At 60.3% G+C, this 18,403-nt stretch carries 14 protein-coding genes; 6 read left to right on the top strand and 8 right to left on the bottom strand.

Going from position 1 to position 18,403, the window contains the following annotated elements; all coding sequences use genetic code 11:
* The first annotated feature begins 101 nt into the window (after positions 1 to 101).
* Positions 102 to 299: a hypothetical protein gene (locus ACZK29_RS13300; RefSeq protein WP_080355030.1), complete on the top strand. Its 198-nt coding sequence runs from the start codon at positions 102 to 104 to the stop codon at positions 297 to 299.
* 110 nt (positions 300 to 409) lie between these two features.
* On the opposite strand, the gene ACZK29_RS13305 is transcribed toward ACZK29_RS13300, so the two are convergent.
* The 3 genes from ACZK29_RS13305 to ACZK29_RS13315 all read right to left on the bottom strand — a co-directional run bounded on the left by ACZK29_RS13305 (position 410) and on the right by ACZK29_RS13315 (position 3,126).
* Positions 410 to 1,732 (bottom strand): Smlt3024 family type IV secretion system effector, encoded by a 1,323-nt coding sequence (locus tag ACZK29_RS13305; RefSeq protein WP_478446151.1) that lies wholly within the window; start codon positions 1,730 to 1,732, stop codon positions 410 to 412.
* Between the two features lie 31 nt (positions 1,733 to 1,763).
* Positions 1,764 to 2,627: a Smlt3025 familytype IV secretion system inhibitor gene (locus ACZK29_RS13310; RefSeq protein WP_478446152.1), complete on the bottom strand. Its 864-nt coding sequence runs from the start codon at positions 2,625 to 2,627 to the stop codon at positions 1,764 to 1,766.
* Between the two features lie 151 nt (positions 2,628 to 2,778).
* The gene (locus tag ACZK29_RS13315) at positions 2,779 to 3,126 is read right to left on the bottom strand and encodes a winged helix-turn-helix transcriptional regulator (protein WP_005410145.1); all 348 of its coding nucleotides are present in this window, start codon (positions 3,124 to 3,126) and stop codon (positions 2,779 to 2,781) included.
* A 102-nt stretch (positions 3,127 to 3,228) separates the two neighbouring features.
* Between ACZK29_RS13315 and acuI the strand changes: the two genes are divergently transcribed.
* Both acuI and ACZK29_RS13325 read left to right on the top strand, forming a co-directional pair.
* The gene (gene acuI, locus ACZK29_RS13320; RefSeq protein ID WP_478446153.1) at positions 3,229 to 4,218 is read left to right on the top strand and encodes an acrylyl-CoA reductase (NADPH); all 990 of its coding nucleotides are present in this window, start codon (positions 3,229 to 3,231) and stop codon (positions 4,216 to 4,218) included.
* A 146-nt stretch (positions 4,219 to 4,364) separates the two neighbouring features.
* A complete protein-coding gene (locus ACZK29_RS13325) occupies positions 4,365 to 4,685 on the top strand; it encodes a hypothetical protein (RefSeq protein ID WP_478446154.1) in 321 nt (106 codons plus the stop codon).
* Positions 4,686 to 4,773: 88 nt separating this feature from the next.
* Here ACZK29_RS13325 and ACZK29_RS13330 read toward each other — a convergent pair whose 3' ends face one another.
* Positions 4,774 to 5,166, bottom strand: coding sequence for an ankyrin repeat domain-containing protein (locus tag ACZK29_RS13330; RefSeq protein ID WP_049429710.1), 393 nt, complete (start codon positions 5,164 to 5,166; stop codon positions 4,774 to 4,776).
* 296 nt (positions 5,167 to 5,462) lie between these two features.
* Between ACZK29_RS13330 and ACZK29_RS13335 the strand changes: the two genes are divergently transcribed.
* On the top strand, positions 5,463 to 8,216 hold the full coding sequence (locus tag ACZK29_RS13335) for a UvrD-helicase domain-containing protein (RefSeq protein WP_478447091.1): 2,754 nt from the start codon (positions 5,463 to 5,465) through the stop codon (positions 8,214 to 8,216).
* Between the two features lie 518 nt (positions 8,217 to 8,734).
* Here the strand turns inward: ACZK29_RS13335 and ACZK29_RS13340 are convergent.
* From ACZK29_RS13340 to ACZK29_RS13350, 3 genes are all read right to left on the bottom strand, one after another.
* Entirely contained in the window at positions 8,735 to 9,202 is a 468-nt protein-coding gene (locus ACZK29_RS13340) for a tetratricopeptide repeat protein (protein ID WP_478446155.1), read from the bottom strand.
* Entirely contained in the window at positions 9,195 to 13,301 is a 4,107-nt protein-coding gene (locus ACZK29_RS13345; protein ID WP_478446156.1) for an RHS repeat-associated core domain-containing protein, read from the bottom strand. Before ACZK29_RS13345 ends, ACZK29_RS13340 begins: the two co-directional genes overlap by 8 nt.
* Positions 13,302 to 14,429: 1,128 nt before the next feature.
* Positions 14,430 to 15,224 (bottom strand): M15 family metallopeptidase, encoded by a 795-nt coding sequence (locus ACZK29_RS13350; RefSeq protein ID WP_005410150.1) that lies wholly within the window; start codon positions 15,222 to 15,224, stop codon positions 14,430 to 14,432.
* A gap of 253 nt (positions 15,225 to 15,477) precedes the next feature.
* Here ACZK29_RS13350 and ACZK29_RS13355 point away from each other — a divergent pair, with 253 nt between their 5' ends.
* Both ACZK29_RS13355 and ACZK29_RS13360 read left to right on the top strand, forming a co-directional pair.
* Positions 15,478 to 16,929 (top strand): adhesin, encoded by a 1,452-nt coding sequence (locus tag ACZK29_RS13355; protein ID WP_005410151.1) that lies wholly within the window; start codon positions 15,478 to 15,480, stop codon positions 16,927 to 16,929.
* Between the two features lie 308 nt (positions 16,930 to 17,237).
* Positions 17,238 to 17,414: a hypothetical protein gene (locus tag ACZK29_RS13360; RefSeq protein WP_005410152.1), complete on the top strand. Its 177-nt coding sequence runs from the start codon at positions 17,238 to 17,240 to the stop codon at positions 17,412 to 17,414.
* A gap of 114 nt (positions 17,415 to 17,528) precedes the next feature.
* On the opposite strand, the gene ACZK29_RS13365 is transcribed toward ACZK29_RS13360, so the two are convergent.
* A complete protein-coding gene (locus ACZK29_RS13365; protein ID WP_146257395.1) occupies positions 17,529 to 18,191 on the bottom strand; it encodes a hypothetical protein in 663 nt (220 codons plus the stop codon).
* Positions 18,192 to 18,403: the final 212 nt, after the last annotated feature.

Below are 18,403 nucleotides of genomic sequence, written 5' to 3' on the forward strand. Positions count from 1 at the left end.
CACGCGTATCCGAAACCATCGGCACTTCCAGTCACTTGTGCACGATCACCTCCGCCTGTAGCGTTGCCGTTGCCCAAGGAGGGCTATCAACGGAGTGAAGCATGAAGATTGGATTCAAGCTGTCTGTTGCTATTGCGGCTGCTGCACTGACCCTGGGAATCGGTAGTGCCTCCGCGCAGTCCCGCTGTACCCCGTGCTACACCGCCTACGATGCTTGTCTGGCGGCGGGCAATGGTGAGAACGTCTGCTACCCGGCGTTTGCTCGTTGCCTGCGGAACAGCGGCTGCACCATCCCGTAAGCCACGCACTGCCGTGATGCGTGCCGGCCCCCATTTCGGGGGCTGGCATTGGCTGGCAGGCGCTGCGCCTTACTACTGAAAAGGTTCCATACGCGACTGGCGGTGTGATTTCATCCCATCCGCATCGCATGGTTCTCGCGCGCCTGCACATCAATTTCCTGCTGGCGTTGCCCGGCAGTCTGCTGGCGATCCAGGTCGATCGCATTCATCTGCTGCAACGACTGCGCAACCGGCGTCTGTACTGCTATATCCGTGGGCATTGAAACGCGCAGGTGGGCGGGGTCGGTCATCTCGCCCTGCACCACGAACACGTTCCGCCCTGCGGCAGCGTCGGCCGTCTGGGCGCTCAGCAGCACGTGATCGGCGCGTTCAAGCTGGTTGCGGCGGGCCAAGGCCATCACGCTCGCCACAAGACGCTCGCTGTTCTCATCGTGGGTATGTCCCGCGCTGGCATCGATCGCGGCCACGCCTTCGCGCACCTGCTGCAGCAATGTGTACTCACGGTGGCCAGGACCAATGTCGGCCAGACGGGTCGGCGCCTGTGAGGGATCCGGCACGTCGTCCACCGCTGCGGTAAGCGGGCTGCGGGTAATGGTCCGATATGGGTCGTCCGGGTGGAACTGGGTTCGCTTCTCCAGGCGCTCCAGACGAACCTCGCGCGCGTCGTTGAGTTCGGCGATACGTGAGGGATCGGTGATCTCGCGCAGCGACATGTGACCGCCGCCCGCACTGATGCTGGCCCATTTCCTGTCCGCCTCGAAGTACATCGCGTAGTAGCTGTTGCCACCGATGACGTTCGGATCGACCGTCGAGCGCCCTTCCAGGGCCTGGGTGGCTTCCAGCACGCTCAACCGGGTGAGGTACTGGCCGCCTTTCGTCCATCCCATCTGGCTGATGGCATCGACGCTGGTGTTGCCTACACGCGGGCCTCCGGCGTAGTCATTGTTGAGCATGTTGGTCCAGATCTGTTCCAGCTTCGCGGGACCGCTCTTCTGCTCAGCCGCCTGCAGCAATACGCGCGGCGTCCAGCAGTTGGGATCGAGTTCATGCCGTTCAAATGCCCGATCGTGAGCCAGCATTACATCCTTGCCGGGAAGATTCAGTGCCAGGTCTGGGCGGCGCTCGTTCATCCACTGCTGCCGCAACTCAAGATCTCTTTCGAGCAGGGTCTGCCCAAAGGACTCCCATTGCCGTTCGGTCAACTGTGCATTTGGAAACCGGGATCCCTCTTCCTGCTGGCTCTTCGCGTAGTCCTGTGCATAGGTGTTCGCGACGCGTCCCGGCAGGCTGTCATTGCGTACAACACCCAGTGCCAGTGTCCCATACCCATCGGCTCCCGGCAGTTGCGACAAGTAGTTCCAGTAAAGCTCGCGGTTGCCGTCTCTGGCATAGCTGCCAAGGATGCTGAGATCGTGCTCGGTCAATCCACTCATACCCTTCCTCTCCTCTTCCTTGAATCACCGATCACTTGGACCGGGTGCGCGCGATGACGTCCTTGACGGCCTCTTCCATGCGCTTCCAGTCCTTCAGAAACGCTCTCTTGTAGTCCAGGCTGACGGACAGCTTGTTGTCGATGTCCACGAAGTAATGAACGCAGCCCGCTGCCACTTCCCCGGGCTCACTGATCACCTCGCGCCCCTCCAGCCGCACGCCGTCGCGTCGGAATTCCTCGCCGTCACATTTGATGAACGAGCTGATCCGACCATCGCCCTGGCGTGCGATGTACCAGTCTCTCTCGTAGGCGGGATTGCGGACAGGCGGCTTCCCGTACCGCGCCTCATACTTCTTCGCGTACACCACCATCTTCGCTTCGTCGATTGCATAGGGCGTCAGGCCCAAGGTCTGCGGCTTTGCAACGCGTTGATCGAGACGGTCCCTGGGATCCTCCCTTTCCACAGAGCCTTCCTCCGTGATGGCTTCATTTGACGACAGCCTTGAAAGCAGTGTTTCGACGGGAACGCGATCGACGTAGTTGATCCGGATGGGAATCTCCTTCCGGAAATCATTCGTACGCGGATTCGCCCGCGCACCCGGCGCCGTCGGCTTCATGTCCGGCCACTCGATGACCAGCGTCACGCCCTCGCCCGGCCACGGTGCGATCTGGCTGTCCAGGTAGTTGGCTGGAATGCGGAAGGTATTCGGCCCGAGCTTCACGTCCACGGGCGCATCGGTATAGGTGTGGCCGTTGATCGTGCGGCCGGTCTGGGTTGCGCCGGACATGGCGGGATTCCTTTCGTGTTCGTTGGACGGTGGCCGCGCACAGGCGCCGGCACTCACTGCAACGGCAAGTGCAAGCGTCAGACACCGGCTGGGGGACATCACGTGCATGGGCATTCCATTGCAGGGTTCCAGCGCCACTATAGGCAACCGGCCGTCCACGGAACAGGAACCGCATCGCAGCCCTTCATGAAACCAGGCGGCGCGCCACATACGCTGCCTGCAGTACTGCGGATACTCCTTCGGCACTCCACTCCAGGTCTCAGCCGTTGCTGTCCGTGCCTTTATGGCCCCGATAGGTTTCACCCCACTCGCGCATGGCAAGCAGCACCGGCACCAGCGTGCGACCGAATTCGGAAAGCTCGTACTCCACCTTCGGCGGCACTTCCGGGTACACGTGGCGGATCACCACGCCGTCAGCCTCCAGTTCCCGCAGCTGGCTGGTCAGCATGGACTGGGTGGCGTTGGGCACACGCCGCGTCAGCTCCATGAAGCGTCGCTTGCCTGTCATCAGGTGAAACAGAATGATCGGCTTCCACACGCCGCCCATCACCGACAGCGTGACTTCCACCGCGCAACCGCTCTTGCCGTCCCAACGCCTGCTACGCATGCATACTCCGGAAAACCATAGTACCTACGGAAATTCATCGTTCTTGTTGCGATAACGGTGCGAGCCTAGCATGGGCTCATCCACTGAACGTGAGACCGCACCATGAGCTTCAAAGCACTGCTGACCCGCAAGACCAACGACGGCGTTTCCACGGAGCTGGTCGATTTCGACGAGGCCAACCTGACGGATGGCGACGTGCTGGTGCAGGTCGAGTACTCCACGCTGAACTACAAGGACGCGCTGGCCCTCACCGGCACGCGCCCGGTGATCCGGACGTTCCCGTTGATCCCTGGCATCGACCTGGCTGGCGTGGTGCTGGACTCCAGCAGCGTCGACTTCAAGCCCGGCGACCGCGTTGTGCTCAATGGCTGGGATCTCAGCATGGGCCACCACGGCGGCCTCGCTCAGCGCGCCCGTGTTCGCGGTGAATGGCTCAACAGGATTCCCGGCAACCTGAGCACCCGCGATGCCATGGCCATCGGCACCGCCGGCTACACCGCCATGCTGTGCGTGCTGGCACTGGAAGATGCTGGCGTGACGCCCGGGAAGGGCGATGTACTGGTCACCGGCGCCAACGGCGGCGTCGGCTCGATTGCGGTGGCGATCCTGTCCAAGCTTGGCTATCGCGTGGTGGCCGCCACCGGGCGACCTGAACACGCCGGGTATCTGCACAGCCTGGGCGCCGCCGAGATCATCGACCGCGCGCAGCTTTCAGAACCGCGTGAGCGGCCGGTGAGTGCCGAACGCTGGGCCGGCGTGGTCGATGTGGCGGGCGGTCCCACCCTCGTCAACGCCATTGCCGAGACGAAATACCGCGGCGCCGTGGCCGCCTGCGGGCTGGCTCAGAGTGATGAGCTGCATGGCTCGGTGCTGCCCTTCATTCTCCGCAACGTGACGCTTGCCGGCGTGGATTCGGTGAATGCGCCGCAGGACGTCCGCCAGCGCGCGTGGGACCGACTTGCCGCCGACCTGGACCCGCAGAAGCTGGAAAGCACCGTGCAGCTGATCGGGCTTGCCGATGTGCTGAAGGTCTATGACCAGATCATTCCCGGCAAGGTGCGTGGACGCATTGTCGTGGATGTGAATGCGTGAGCGGATCATCAGGATCAACTGCCGCTCAAACAGCTCCCATGCTGTGGCGAATGGTGAACATGCGGTAAAACGACGCGGGCGGCGGTGGCCTCAAGCCAACGCCGCTCGCATACGCTCGGGTTCCCATCGCCGCCTGGACACCTGACATGCCAATGACCACATTCGCGCTTGCCGCTGCGCTTTCGGGCCTGCCCGACATCACCTGGGAGCGCGAGCGCGCCGAGGATGCGCACCAGCTCACGCTGTGCCAGATCCATCGTGATGCATTGAAGCAGAACGAGGGCAAGGACGATGCCTATTCGCGCGCCAAGGCGGTCTGCGATCTACTGGCACGCGAGTACAAGGACAAGTGGGATTTCGATGCGCAGGATGCCCTGGCCGCTTCGGCGGTGGATCTGGATGAGCTGATCCGGCGCGGTAATGTGGTCGAAGTCCCGCCGACGAAGCAGGATCGCGCCTACGAGTGATGGCACGCGATCCTAGCACCGTGATCTTCTCGGCCTGCCCCAGGTTGCGGAGCCACGAGCGCGCTCCAACGCCCACACCTCGCCCGCCTCAAACCGCCCCCGGGAGCTCGCTCTCGATCTGCTCAACCAACTGATTGAAGACGGGTCTCCTCTTCATGATCTCCAGCACCGAATCGCCCACTTCATCCAGGATCATGGGGTCCGCACCACAGGAGAGAAGGTAGACAACGGCCTCGAGGCTTTCACTAATCACCGCGTTCGCCATCGGGGTCAATCCAATATCCCCGAGTACGTCGATATTGGTGACGAACGGCATCAACTCTTTGAGTAGATCCACTTCGTTATTGAACGCCGCTATATGCAGTGGCGTATCGTCGTCGATCCCATGGCTTTCCGGACTGGTCAACTGGCAGCCTTCGAAGGTGTGGCACTCATCGAACCTTGCCAGCAACCTCTTCAATTCCGGATCCACTGCATTCATCGGGGCATTCCCTCCCAAGCCCTTCTCCAAGCACCGCTTCCACTACATGCAGTGAGCCGCCGGATCGTGGCACACCACTGCACAGGTGCATAGTGGCACGTACGGAGCGCACATCCGGGACGCACGCGATAAGCGCGACACCCCGCGACTCCACAGACCACTTCCTGCGTATGCGAAGCCCTTACCGAGGTCAATCCGCGAGCTGACGACCACAGGCGGCTTCCAAGCCCCTTATCATGTGGGCTTAGGGGCTCAATAAGCCCTATTGACGCTTGCAAGGCAATATCTGGATGTCTATGGAATGGTGCTCCTCGGGCTGGGGCCGGCGTGTGACCCGTTCACCCCATTGGTCGCTGCGGCTTGATGGCGAATACGTTGAACTCAGTGTCTCCGGCCAGCAGTACCGGCTGCGCGTGGATGATGATCAGAAGGTGCAGGTCCAGCGAGGGGTCTTCTGGTCACGGGTCGAGCTCCAGACCGGCGATGCTTCTGGGCTGTGCGTAGACGGGCTCCCCAACGGACAAGCGTCGCGGCTTGCGGCTGCGCTGCAACACGTCCTCTTTGCGCGAACCACGCGTAGGCGCAAGGCCCTGTTCGACAACGTTCTGCAACAGATCCAGTCGTGGTTGAACGACGCGGACGCCCTCATCGACCGGGGCAATGCCGGTCGCCGCTGGATCACCCACGAGCAGCAGCAGGCGCTGCTGGCGAAGCGCTCCGCCCTGTCCCTGCATCCGCCGGAGCTGGAGCAGCTGTTCCGCGATGAAGACGTGCATGAAGACCTGCACGCGGACAGCCATCGCGCAGCGCTGGACGTCCTGCGCGACTGGAACCTGGATTGGTCCGCTGCCTGGGCCGAAGCCAACGAGGCCATGACCCGGCGTGAGCTGGTGTTGGCCAAGGACTTCCTGGACCGGGTCGAGAGCAAGCCGCTGACCGAGGAACAGGCCCGCGCCGTCATTTGCTTCGACAATCGGGTCCAGGTCGTGGCCGCGGCCGGTTCCGGCAAGACCTCCACCATGGTCGCCAAGGCCGCTTATGCCATCGATCGCGGCTTTGTCGAACCCGAACGGATCGTGATGCTCGCCTTCAACAAGGATGCCGCCAAGGAACTGGAGGAACGTGCGCAGCGAACCTTCGATCGACTCGGCATGGGCAACACCGTGGTTGAGGCCCGAACCTTCCACGCCCTGGGCCTGGCCATCATCGCCAAAGCCACGGGGCGCAAGCCCGATATCCCGGAATGGGCCACTGACGCCACATTGGGCTTCAACAAGCTGGCCGAACTGGTGGACGACCTGAAGGACCGCTCGACCCACTTCCGCACCCAATGGGACATGTTCCGCCTGGTGTTCGGGCGCGACCTGCCGCCATTCGGTGCGGAAATGGAGGCCGACGGCTACGACCGCGATGGCACGCCCTACATCCGCGCCCTGCAGGGTGAGCGGGTGAAGAGCCTGGAAGAGTGCGTCATCGCCGACTGGCTCTTCTACAACGGCGTGACGTACGACTACGAGCGGCGCTACGAATTCGATACGGCCACCGACACCCATCGCCAGTATCGCCCCAAATTCTATTACCCGGATGCCGGGCTGTATCACGAACACTTTGCGCTGGATGCCGATGGCCAACCGCCGGCGCACTTCGCCCATTACGCCGAAGGTATGCACAGGAAGCGCCAGCAGCACGCGGCACGCGGCACCGCCCTTGTCGAGACCACCTCGTTCGGTCTTCGCAGTGGACATGCCCTGCAGGATCTTGCGGAGAGGCTTGACGGGTCCGGTGTCGAACTCGACCCCAACCCCGACCGCGAGCTACCCGAGCAGGGCGCAAAGCCCATGCCGGACGCGGACCTGATCGGGCTGATGCGCACATTCATTGCCCACGCAAAGAGCAATTGCCTGACGCTGGATGACATGGCCGAGCGCCTGCGGCAGATGCCCGAAGACCAGTTCAAGGAACGGCATCGGCGCTTCCTGGAAATCGCCAGCCCTGTTTTCCAGGCCTGGGACAACGCACTGGCTGACGAGCACGGCATCGATTTCGAAGACATGCTCAACATGGCGGCCGGACTGCTGGAACAGGGCCGCTATGAATCGCCCTACGAACTGGTGATGGCCGACGAATTCCAGGATGCCTCGCGCGCCCGCGCCCGGCTCTGCCGTGCCTTGGTCAGCCGCCCCGGCCGCTATCTGTTTGCGGTGGGCGATGACTGGCAATCGATCAATCGCTTCGCCGGTGCCGACGTTTCGGTGATGACCGGATTCCGCGAGTGGATGGGTCATGGCCAGGTGCTGAAACTGGAGCAGACATTCCGCTGCCCGCAGGCGCTCTGCGATGCGTCCAGCCGCTTCATCAGCCGGAATCCAGCGCAGATTGCCAAGGCGGTTCGTTCTGCCGCACCGGCAATGGGGCCAGTGCTGCAAGCGTTCCAGATGAATCGTCGCGAGGAGCTGCAGGATGGCATTCGCCAGTACCTCGCCAAGCTGCATAAGCAGTTGCTGTCCGGGGCAGTGCCGCAAGGGCGCAAGGGACGCGTGACGGTCTTCATCCTGGGCCGCTACCGCGCGGACCGCAGCGCGATGCCTTCGGATTGGAAGACAGTCTTCGGCAGCACGATGGACGTGGAGTTCCTCACGGTCCATCGGTCGAAGGGACGCGAGGCGGACTATGTTGTTCTGCCAGGCATGGTCAACCGCAGCTTCCCGAGCCTGCGCTCGGATGACCCGGTGCTTTCCCTGGCAATGCCGGAGGGTGATACCTACCCGCTGAGCGAAGAGCGGCGGTTGTTCTATGTCGCGCTGACGCGTGCGCGACGCTCGGTGGCCATGTTCACCCTACAGGGGAAGCGTTCGCCGTTCCTGGATGAGCTGGTGAAGGACGGAGCAGTGGAAGTGACCGCGATTTCAGGCGCGGCCATCCACGAAGAGCGCTGTCCGGTGTGCAAGGTCGGCGTGTTCGTGGACCGCAATGGGCCGCATGGGGCGTTCCGGTCGTGCTCCAGTTACCCGTTGTGCCATAACAAACCGAAGGGTGGGCAGCGGAGATGAGTGCGTACGCACACCACGCACTTCGCGACGTTTAGCTCGGCGCGGGCTAGGGTGCCCCCGAGATGGAACAGGACGCCGCTACATCAACAGTCCAACGAAGTAAAAGAAATTCTGCAGAAATGAAGAATACACGCGCTGCCACAATCGAGATGTGTAGCTGCACCTGATTCAGCCTGTCAAGTTCAACCAGAACGCCCACATTGGGAGATTCAAAGTGCCATCGTCGCGACGCCTCTCTCAATACGACTTTGGCGCTCTCAATCTTCCCGAACAACCAATTTGACTGAACCCAATCTCCATTGCATCGCCCCTCCAAGATCACGAAATTTGCGCAAAAGAAAATAATTCACGCAACAATCAACCACCCTCTTCAGATTTCCGCCTCTTGACCACCCGCCTCGTGGCGCACACCAAGCCGAGTTACCCGCAAATACGAGCTTCCGACATCGAGCCGATAGCCAAAAATATGTGAAATCATCCATCAATAAACAGCGAGTATCGACAAATAAAAAAAACCTTTATGCAATACCGGCCAAGAATTCAACTGCGGCAGCATCTCCTTCCTCAGCTGATCGCCTGATCCAGCGCATACCCTCCGCGGGTTCACGCTCAGCGCCTTCACCATGAAGGAGCGCCAATCCATACTCATACATTGCTGGAGGAAAGCCGGTTATCGCAGATTTCCTGAATAGATCCACCGCCATCACAACATCCTTGTCAAGAAAGTCTCCAAACCGCAGATAGCAACCAAGTCTAAATTGTGCAGGCGCATATCCCAATGAGGCAGATTTACAAACCTGCTCCAGACTACGCTTCTCGAAGTCCGACAAGGGCTCGGCAGAGCTGCTTATGGTCGAAGAAAGAAACAGCGCCTCTGCCAGCCCCGCCCTCACCCCCTCAGCAATAGCCAATGCAGCCCCAGCCAGATCACCAATCTCAACCAGTGAATCAAACTCGGTCGTCAGCAAAGTCGGCAAATTAGCCATGCGGAATAATCCTATCTCCAGTTGGGCTTACACATCTACATTGAACATGGTGAGTCGATTTTGCCCCAAGATTGTCCTTCGCATCTTTTTCAGCCATCCTTTTCGCCTCAGATACGCTCCTCCCAAAACCGTACCCAAACGCGAACTCTTTGTCATCAATTGAGCAATTGCCCTCACTACGCCCATCCCTATTCGCGCGACAGACGCAAGCATACCCCCCTCTTTTTCTTTCTGGCCAAGGGACCGAACGCCCGTCTGTGGATGACGAGGAGAAGGCCTGATTAAGAAGCGCGCCCGCGACAGCTTGATTAACGCCATTAGGGTTCACCCAACCAGCGGGATTTGCCAACTGCCCCATTCCCGCCAACGTACTCAACGTGTCAGACGTCGATGCCCCACCAGGCGAGTAGTATCCACCCTGAAATTCGTTGCCAGCAAACCCTGAAGCTCCGTTCGCGTGGTAGTTGCCCAGCGCCCTAACCCGTTGCTGACCAAATCTATCGATGAACGACGTCGGCGCTCCACCAACATAGCCGTATGTGGAAACGCCCCCAGCAAGCCCAATCGGATCGCTTTGGGAGTAGCGCCCCACTGCTGGGTCATACTCACGTTGATAGTTGTAGAACAAGCCGGTCGCTTCCGTCGCCTGCTGCCCGGGGAAACGAAGTGGAAGGTCGAATGCCACGCCGTCTCCATCTGGATCCATATTCGGCATCTGATTGCCGAATACTTCGCTCTTGCTGCTCCATTCCCATATGGCAGTGTTGCGGACAGGATCGACCACGACGCGCGGCGTTCCGAGGTGATCGGGCTGGATGTAGACCAACTCCGGAGAACCAGCGTCTGCAGAGCTGATCAATGCCACTGGATAGTCATCAAGCCAGATCGCCTGCTGCGACCGACCTGATTCAAAGTGGTCGCCCAGCCATTGCCCGGCTTCGTCATAGAGGGTGATCTGCTTATCACCGCCGAACGGAACGCGAAGAATGCGTTCCCCTAGGTGATTGTATGCGTAGCCCTCAAGCACATTCCCGTCCTGCTTCACCGCTGCCATGCGATTGGCGTCGTTGTACACGTATTCCTTGCCTTCCACGCGAACGGTGTTGCCGGAGGCATCATGATCGCGCCCCACACCATCCACAGCCGTCAGGTGATGGCTCGTCGCGGGATAGGTGTAGAGCGAGGTGCCACCCGCGGTCTTCAGCGACGTGCGGTTACCAGTGGAATCGTATGCATAGGTTTCGATGGGCGTTGCGGTGAGCCCATCCTGAGTCTGCGTGAGGCGCCCCAAGGCATCATAGGCATAGCGGGCCATCACCTGCGAGCCACTGCCATTCTTCAGCGCAACGATGGAGCCAACGGGATCGTAGCTGTAGCTCTGGGAGAGCCCCCCGGGAGTCGGATCATTCACAGCCTGTGCGCGATAGTCGAGATCCAGAGAACGATCCAGCCGCCGACCATTGCCATACGTCCAGCCGATCGCCGGACCGAAGGCGGCGTAGGCTACGTCCTTCACCACGACCTGCCGGGCCTGACCAAGCCGGGTCAGGCCAATTTGATTCACACGATCAAAGCCATCCCGGACGTAGTCGACAATGCTCCCGTCCGGGTACACCAATGTCGCAAGGTTTCCGGATGGACTGTAGGAGTATCGCACTGTCCGTGTCAGACCATTGATCGTCTGCACCTTCCGGGTGATCTGGCCAAGCCGACCGTAGCAATACAGCGTGCTGCCGCCAGCATGCTGCACCTCGCCGAGCCTCCCCTTTGCAAACCGCTCGTCGGCAGGGCACGACTCTGGCGCCAGGTCATAGCTGTAGCTCACGTCAAGACTGGTATCCGGGTAGGCAATTCCAATCACCCGATCCAGAGCATCGTACCGATACGAAGCAGTAACACCACGGGCATCGGTGAACGTCCGACGGTTACCACCGGAGTCAACCGTGTACAGACTGGCACCGCTGTCTGGACTGACTTGCCCAGTCAGGTCGCCGAAGCCGTTGTAGGAATAGGTTGTAGACAGCCCCTTGGGATCAGTTACCCGGGTCACCTGATCCATGGCGTTGTAGTGCGTACGGACTTCCACATTCAAACCACCGACATCCTGAAGGGACAGCACAAGGCGATTCAATGGATCGTATTGCTGTCGGTTCTTGCGGCCCAGAGCATCGGTCGTGGAAGCGATGTTACCGTTGGCATCGTAGGAGAAATCAGTGGGATTGGCGCCGGCATCCGCCTCTGTCGTCAATTGCCCGAACTGGTTGTAGATCCGGCTGAGCGCTCGCTTCAGTTCGCCATTTACATCCCGCGTCTCTTCCGCGACGCGATTCCCCGCATTGTCCAGGATGAAGGTGATTGAGTTTCCTTGGCTATCGGAAATCGCCGTCAATCGGTGAGCTACGTCGTAGGAGTAGGAAATAGAGGATCCATCTGGCTGCGTTACCCGCTTGACGAGGCCTGTGGGCCAGTAGTCGAGGCGGGTGGTGCGTGCGTCGGCGCCGGACGCGGAATCAAATCTGAAGATGGTTGGCCAACCACGCGGATGATAAGCAACCTCGGTAACGACGCCATTGGGGTCTTTGACAGATGTCGGCCGCCCGACCCCGTCATAGGCAAGCACCTCGGAGATGTGACCCGCTGCGTTGACTACTTTCCACAGGTCGCCTTTCCTGTAGAGGCATGAGCCGGAGCCCGCAGCGCAGCCCGCATCGCTGCTGGGATAGTAGACATAGGAGGTCGTGTCAGTGACATCCAATCGGGGTCCGTCGACCTGAGTAAGCAGACCAAGCAATGGGCACCGCCCTGCCGCCACATCATCCGCTTCGCAGTAGGTGCTCGTCGTGGTTCGCGTCTCGCCCGTCGCCGGATCGATCTGCGTGGCAGCCAGCGCTTGCCCGCGTGCGTTATAGGTCCAGGTGGACCTGGATACCAATACGTTCGCCGCATCAAGAATGCGGCGCTCGACCGGCACCCTCAAACTGGGATGCCAGTCGGTCTGCACGGTTCGCCGCAGACCCGTTGCATCGTTGGCAGCTTCGACACGCTGGACCTCGAGCAGCCGCGCGTTGTGACTGAATGTTGTCTCGTTACCGGCAAAGTCCACCGATGACTGCACCATGCCATTTCCATCATAGGTCTTGGCCCTGGCGGTGTTACTGCACCCCAGACACAGCTCATCGAGGGACGCGAGCCGGGCGACACGATGTTTCACATCGAAGCCATAGTGGCGCACCTTCCCCAAGCTGTCGGTGACAGTCGTCGTGCCATCGTCATTGAACGCCAGCAAGGTTCTATCGACGGTACCCGTCGCGTAGTCACCGTGGACACTCAAAACACCACGCCGATAGCCATCGTAACCCCAGCTCGCGTAGCGCTGACCACTTTCATCGGTGATGCCCGTCAACGTGTGGGGCTGGGAAACACCAGTCGTCTGATCCAATTCGTTGTAGTGGTAGCGACGGACGGACTCACCGGCTGGCGCTTCCGGATAGGAAACGCTGACCAGATCCCCATCGGCGTAGCCATATCGGATAACACGCCCGGTTGGCAACGTGACCGATGCGACCATTCGATCCTTGTACGAGAAGACCAGACTTCGCCCTTCGGGGTCAGTTACCTTCTCCAGTCGCTTGATCCCATCCGCATAGGTATTGGACAGTACCTGTCGATGACCGCCAAGATCGGTGATCGAGGTGAGCAGACCATCACGATCATAGGTTTCTACAGCGCCATCGCCGCGCGAATAGGTGAACGAGCTGAGTGCCCCTCCACTCATGAAAACACTGATCCTACCTGCAACATCTGCATCGCTCAGCCACTCATCGCCAACGCGGGTGAAGCTCTGCCGCGCTCCATTTGAGCGCCGCGCGATGATTCGATACATCACATAGTTGCCATCCGTCACCGGGTAGAGGCGTGCTGAATAGCTATGTGACCAGCCTACCCCAATCGGAAACGGATCGCCCTCAACCGCCCAGCCACTGTTGTAAGTCCTCTCCAGATTCAGAGGAAAGACACCCGCGCCTACAAAGTCGACTTCGTGCTGGCGCTTGTTGCCGGTGGCGCTGTCAATGGGATTGCTTCCGTTAGCTCCCGCCACAGGACAATTGCTGTCGCACTTCGGCGATCCATACTCACCTGTATCAGGATCCTCAAGATCGGCGAGTGGGTACTCTGGCGGACCATCCTTTCGAATGCACCTGCCGGTCAGCCTGCTCCACTTCTGCCCGGAAGGACATCCAAATTCCCAAGCCGCCACGTGGAGTCGCGACTGCCCCACTGGGCGCATGAAAACATGCGGAGCAGGCGGAGTTCCGTACCAACCGACCCCATATCCAGGTGCGCAATAGTTGTGCCCAGCGTATGCAGGCAGTGTTGCTTGGCATGTAGCCATTGCCTGCTGCATAGACGTGTATGCACGCGCTGCAGGGGACATCGCACAGCCCACCACAATGAGAAGCGTAATCATCAGCCGAGCGGCAAGCCAGCTGATACCTGCTTCAGAAAGAAATGTACCCGGACTTCCCCGTCGGATCTTCCTCATGACCTTATCTCTTCCTTGAAATTGCCGATCGAACTTGCCTAGCAACAGCATTTCGCTGCGGGTACGGGGGCTTCGACATGTACATAGGACCATATCGATGCAGCGCTGCCCGTTCCTCCGATCCAACTGTGCTGCTATCCCTTGCCAACCATCAGCCGATGCCTCCAGTCGGCAGGCGGGGCAACAAGCACTTTGAGGAAGCTACACGATGCCCGCATCAATGACATTGCCCATAAGCGTCAAATGAGACAATTAGCAGCGAATCTGGGCATAGCCGAACGAGATCGACCCACCAGTTTCGTGCTGCAACATCCGGCACAACCGGAGTCAGACTGATGACACGAGCCCTCAACTGACGGCATTCGCCCGAGGAATTCCTCTCGCACTGCTCGGAAAAACAAAAAAGCCCCTGTTTCCAGGGGCTCTTTGAAACAACTGGCGGAGAGAGTGGGACTTCCTTGAGAAGTGCCCTCCCCCCTTGGGCGGCTTGGGTTTCACCAATCTGGGAGGTGCCCTGGAATGTGCCCGCCACGAGCATACCCCTTGCGGTGCAACGGATCCAGCCGTTTTTGCCGCCCTTGGGAGCGTCAATCTCGATCCCCTCCGAACCTGCGCGATCAGGGCAGATGACCCGCTCGCCCTCACTCTCCGCCGAAAAGGGAAGCAATCCGGTGGACCGCTTCCTCATGTGTGCCTCAGGGCAATTGGGGCCATGGGACAGGACGCCTCAGCAAACGGTTCTGGACGGAGTCCTTTCAACGGCGGCCTTACGCCATAGCTCCAGGCCCGGCTCACAGTCGCCCAAGACACACTGCAAAGAACTGACTCGCAGGCCCAGTCCGGCGCCAGCTCAGAATCAACACTCCAAGCCCATCGAGGTGCCTTCGGTGCGTCAGAGACTGACTCCGCCTTGGCAATCACTGTTTGCATTGATCGGCGGGGGGCAGATCCGCCACGAATGGCCACCAGGCACTCGCTGCGCATCTCGACGTGGGGCATGTCCTTGAAGTCTTTCCAAGCGCCGCCCCACCTCAACCCCGCCTGCTGGGCCAACTCCCCGTAGCGCTGGTAGCCCTGCCGCACTTGTTCGTCCTTTAGGTCCCAGGATGGACGGCCGCGCCTGTAGATAACCATATCCGCCGCCCAGCCGTGGTTGTGGCAGCTGCTGCCTGGCCCCACCTGGGTCACGCCCTTTTGGCTAGCGAGCAGCGCGGCCTGGCGCTTTTCAGACCGGTAGCCCTCCATCAGCCGCAGGTCGTAGCCCTCGCCCTTCATCTGCAAGGCGATCCGTTCCAGCGTTGAGCGAAGCTCGGGCTGGACACCGTCCCACTGCGGGGCGTCTTTGTGGCGGTGGAACAGGCGTTTGAAAAACCCTGGCTTCTTCCCGTGGACCTCAACGGAATCGGTGGCTGGCGCGTGGGCGTGAACCATGATGGGAGCGCTGGCCAGTGCCAGCGCAAGCAACAAGCGTTGAATCATGAGTAGGCCTCCTTACTCACATGAGCGATACATCCATGCAAGCGGAGAATCGAAAACGCGCAAGGGGGCTTGTGGAATTTTTTCCCTGTCGTAGAAGAACAGGGGTGGGGAAAAGTCGGCCCCACCGCTTCCCGGCGCAACGGCCCCTCCTGCCGTTGCGCCGGGAAGTTTCGTTGGGGGGCTTGCGCATTCCAGGATCTGATCTATTCGTGAGTGCACACGCTCACTCATTTCAGACCCAGGAGGCCACCCCATGAAACGCTCCCTCATCCACTGCGCTTTGCTGGCAGGCCTTGTTGCTGGCACGGCGCAAGCCCAGGTTCAAGTGGGCAACGGTGCAGATGCGAGTGAGTTAGGTGCCACGGCAGTGGGCGATCTGGCCGGTGCAAAAGGAGGCGGCAACACCGCGCTTGGCTACTCCGCAGATGCGGATGGTGGGCCCACCCCTACTGGCCACTGCATTGGTGCGACCGCAGCGGGTGCTTACGCCTCTGCACAAGGGTGCAATACCTCTTCTTTTGGGGCTTTTAGTCGTGCGACGGTGGGGAACTCCACGGCCGCGGGAGCGTATGCCGAAGCAACCGCGAGCGACGCTGCGGCTTTTGGTCAGTATGCGAAAGCAACGGCACTCAGCACCTTGGCGGTTGGTGGACACGCCCTTGCTGCTGAAATTGGAGGCACCGCCGTAGGCCCCGGCAGTCAAGCCAACGCAGAAAATGCCGCAGCCTTTGGGCTCAGCGCGAAAGCCAACGCCAAAGGCTGCGTCGCCTTGGGCACGGGCACGACCTGCGAACAAGAGAACACGGTTGCTGTAGGTAACCGACGCTTGACGCAAGTTGCCCTGGGGCAGGCGAACAACGACGCCGTGGTCGTCAGCCAACTGCGGACCGCCGTGGAAACCTTGGGCGCTGGCGCTACCGTAGTAACCGGTGTGATCGTGGCTCCGAATTACCAGCTGATCAGCGGGAAACATTACAGCACCGTTGCCGGCGCCATCTACGATCTCGATGGGCGCGTTCACCAACTGGAGCAGAACCCTGGCAGCGGTGGTGGCGGCACCGGTCCACAGGGACCCGCCGGTCCGCAAGGCCCAGCAGGCCAGGACGGTAAGGACGGAGGAAGCAGCACCACGGTGGCCGGGGCAAACATCGAGGTCACGGACAACGGGGACGGCACCCAAACCGTTGCCTTGAAAGACACCATTGAGCTTTCCGAGCAGGGCTCGGTCCAAGTGGCCAAGGCCATCCACAACAGCGACGGCTTCACCGTCCAGGGCGGCCCATCGGTCACCCGATCCGGGATCAACGCCGGCAACCAGCGGGTAACCGGGGTGGCTGCAGGAGCGATCGCTCCAGGGTCCACGGACGCGATCAACGGTGGCCAATTGTGGGATTACCAGCGGGAGCAAGACGACCGCTGGAACCTGACGGACCGCCGTTTTCGCCAGCTCGGCAAGCGGGTGAGCGGTGTGTGCGCCATGGCCCAAGCCAACGCCCAGATGGCCACCTCGACGTCGGCTATCCACGGAGAAAACCGAAACCGCCTGGCCGTGGGCGTCGGTGGCTGCAGCGGCCAAGCCGCCATTTCCATCGGCTACACCCGCGACGTGACCACCCCACGCGGATCCCCATCGGCTTTCTCGATCGGGGTTTCCCGCAGCGGGCAGGACACGGCCGTGGGCGCAGCCTGGGCCATTGGCTGGTAACGAATCAAAGAATGTCAGCGGCGAAAGGAGGTGATCGTATCTCGGCAAGGGCCCTTCGGGGCCCTTGTTCGCGAACTCCAAGCACAAAAACAATTCAAATACAATTGTTTTCGTTGAAAAGCTTCCTCTTTCGCCGTATAATCGCCTCATCCGAATTTGTGGACAGTTCCGGGTGCGAGTCCTGGGTTGTCGCAATGGTCGTAACGTCGTTTGCCATCGCTCTGAAAGCCCTCAGACGATGGGTGGTTAACCTAAAGGCAAAGGAAGAAGTCAAATGTGTTGATAAAAACAATTACAAGGAACCAAAAATGAAAAAGAAGAATGTTGTAAGAAAGACAATTGAACGCTTCAAGAGCACGATTTATCGCTTAAAGAAGCATCCGCTTGGTGTCGCTATCGGCGTGGCACACGAAGTGGTGTATCAGACGACCATTGCGGTAGCGGCTAGCCAGCTGCCCACCGCACACCCGGTGAACGCGCGTTGAGCCACGCTCCCCGTTGACCGATATGAAAAGCCCGGGCCCAGCCCGGGCTTTTTCTTTGGAACGCTGCTGCTATCCGCAGCGCCTCCGCTCCGGAAGAGCCAAAACCGCCCAAACCTAGCCCCGTCTTTTCTCCGTTGCCACGAACGCACCATCGGAATGAAGGACCGCGAACGTATTCCCCTGGACGTGCTCTGGCCAAACCTGTCCCGGCAGGCCCACGAACTCCAGCGGGAGGTTCGCCTCTTGGTCTGGTTCGAACCCAGCGAACGGGTCAAAGCTCTGCGGCTGCCAGTCCTCGAACTGAAAGTCCCTGTTCCAGACCATTGCAAAGGCCAGCGGATAGGCCTTCAGGACATAGATCGCCGAACTGCCTTTCCCGCCCAAGATGCCCAGTCCGAAGTCTCGAAGAACCGTTCGACCGCTGTAGGGATACACCCAGTAGTGAAGCCGAACCTGGCGTAGAAGATCTGACCGGTCATCGAACAGGTGCTGGCTGTGGCGTTCGTCGTAGCGATTCAAGCCCACCGATGACATGTGGCCCAGAACTCCCCTTGCCACAAGCTGCGGCCGGATACGGATGCTCTGGTAGTAGGTGACCTTGCTTCGATCACGCAAGATCTCCGTCACCTGCCGGCTCATCGATACAAGCGCCTTGTCGTAACGAGAAAGCACCGAGCCGTTGCAGGTCCTGCAGATGCTCCTGAAGCAAACACCATTGGGCATCTTGTGGGACCGCGGCTTCTTCTCTCCACTGATTGCATCGGCGACGCTGGACACCCTCAGAGCGATGCCTTGAGCCCACGCCTTAGGCGGCACGTGATTTTCGGTCAGGTCGGTTTCCTGCCCGCATATGTTGCAACGCCCTTTGGAAGGTCCAACCGGGAACTTAAAGGTCACTCGCCAGCCCCATGCTCGCCATGAACTGCGAAGAGATTACACGCAAGTGACGTGTGGCCTCTCACGTCCTTCGCAGCAGGCTTGCCAACTCC

It is taken from the genome of Stenotrophomonas sp. 89682_Sma (assembly GCF_056481405.1).

What these genes read in the sequence shown, in the direction of transcription:
- ACZK29_RS13300 (WP_080355030.1), top strand. Translation starts at nt 102, where the DNA reads ATGAAGATTGGATTCAAGCTGTCTGTTGCTATTGCGGCTGCTGCACTG.
- ACZK29_RS13305 (WP_478446151.1), bottom strand. Translation starts at nt 1,732, where the DNA reads ATGAGTGGATTGACCGAGCACGATCTCAGCATCCTTGGCAGCTATGCC.
- ACZK29_RS13310 (WP_478446152.1), bottom strand. Translation starts at nt 2,627, where the DNA reads ATGCACGTGATGTCCCCCAGCCGGTGTCTGACGCTTGCACTTGCCGTT.
- ACZK29_RS13315 (WP_005410145.1), bottom strand. Translation starts at nt 3,126, where the DNA reads ATGCGTAGCAGGCGTTGGGACGGCAAGAGCGGTTGCGCGGTGGAAGTC.
- acuI (WP_478446153.1), top strand. Translation starts at nt 3,229, where the DNA reads ATGAGCTTCAAAGCACTGCTGACCCGCAAGACCAACGACGGCGTTTCC.
- ACZK29_RS13325 (WP_478446154.1), top strand. Translation starts at nt 4,365, where the DNA reads ATGCCAATGACCACATTCGCGCTTGCCGCTGCGCTTTCGGGCCTGCCC.
- ACZK29_RS13330 (WP_049429710.1), bottom strand. Translation starts at nt 5,166, where the DNA reads ATGAATGCAGTGGATCCGGAATTGAAGAGGTTGCTGGCAAGGTTCGAT.
- ACZK29_RS13335 (WP_478447091.1), top strand. Translation starts at nt 5,463, where the DNA reads ATGGAATGGTGCTCCTCGGGCTGGGGCCGGCGTGTGACCCGTTCACCC.
- ACZK29_RS13340 (WP_478446155.1), bottom strand. Translation starts at nt 9,202, where the DNA reads ATGGCTAATTTGCCGACTTTGCTGACGACCGAGTTTGATTCACTGGTT.
- ACZK29_RS13350 (WP_005410150.1), bottom strand. Translation starts at nt 15,224, where the DNA reads ATGATTCAACGCTTGTTGCTTGCGCTGGCACTGGCCAGCGCTCCCATC.
- ACZK29_RS13355 (WP_005410151.1), top strand. Translation starts at nt 15,478, where the DNA reads ATGAAACGCTCCCTCATCCACTGCGCTTTGCTGGCAGGCCTTGTTGCT.
- ACZK29_RS13360 (WP_005410152.1), top strand. Translation starts at nt 17,238, where the DNA reads ATGAAAAAGAAGAATGTTGTAAGAAAGACAATTGAACGCTTCAAGAGC.